Annotated in this window: 2 protein-coding genes; one reads left to right on the forward strand and one right to left on the reverse strand. The window is 52.0% G+C overall.

Features of this window, described 5'->3' with window-relative positions:
- On the reverse strand, positions 1-322 hold a 322-nt coding region (locus tag AWU74_RS06650), incomplete at its 3' end, for a hypothetical protein (protein ID WP_162504965.1).
- A gap of 35 nt (positions 323-357) precedes the next feature.
- On the opposite strand from AWU74_RS06650, the gene AWU74_RS10685 reads away from it, so the two are divergent.
- Positions 358-639, forward strand: coding sequence for a hypothetical protein (locus tag AWU74_RS10685; protein WP_162504966.1), 282 nt, complete (start codon positions 358-360; stop codon positions 637-639).
- The last annotated feature ends 154 nt before the right edge of the window (positions 640-793 follow it).

Below are 793 nucleotides of genomic sequence, written 5' to 3' on the forward strand. Positions count from 1 at the left end.
CGGAGCGGATTCCCCAAAAGAGTTTGTCGTCGTCCCGCATTCGCTTGTTGAAGCGGACTGCCGAGTTCGCAAAATCCCGCATTGCGTCCACCGCGTCCCCTTTCGCTTCGTCCTTGCCGGCTCGGTTTACCGTGGAATTGTCCGCCTCGTATATGTCCCGCGCCCGTAAAAATTCGGCGATTTTGACCGCCGTCTCCGCGCACTCTTCAGCGTCCCACCCGAAAGACGTTTGTTTTGAAGGGTCGGCGAGCGCCGCCGTCCATTTCCCCGCCAAATCGACCAAATCCTGTTCCCGCGCGGGAACCCAGTCGCTGTGTGCCATATATGCGCCTCCTATTCTTTCAGCATGCCGTATTTTTGAATTTTAATCCAGCGGTTCAGGATTTAAGTCTAACGCTTCCAGACTATAGTCTGGAACTTCCAAAGCGTAGTCTGGAACTTCAAGACTGTAGTCTAGCGATTCAAGACTGTAATCTGGAGGTTCAAGACTGTAGTCTGGAAGTCCCGGACTACAGTCTGGCGGCTCAAAAGGCTGCCGCGCTGGTTTCAGCCTTCGGACATACAAAAGGCACGACTTCTTTCCCCGCCTTTTTCGCGTTTTTCCAGTGCACGCAAAAACACGCCGTTTGTTCCCGCTGATTTTCGTCAAAAGCAACACGCGCTGTCCGTACTGTTTTATTTTTTGCTAAAGCATCATGCCGAGGTTAAAAGCAAATGACCATATATTTTTATCGGCGTTGTATGCGGCGCCTAATCCCATGCCAGGGATAGCCACCCTGCTGAAATACCTTTG

The sequence above is a fragment of the Treponema endosymbiont of Eucomonympha sp. genome, assembly GCF_001028545.1.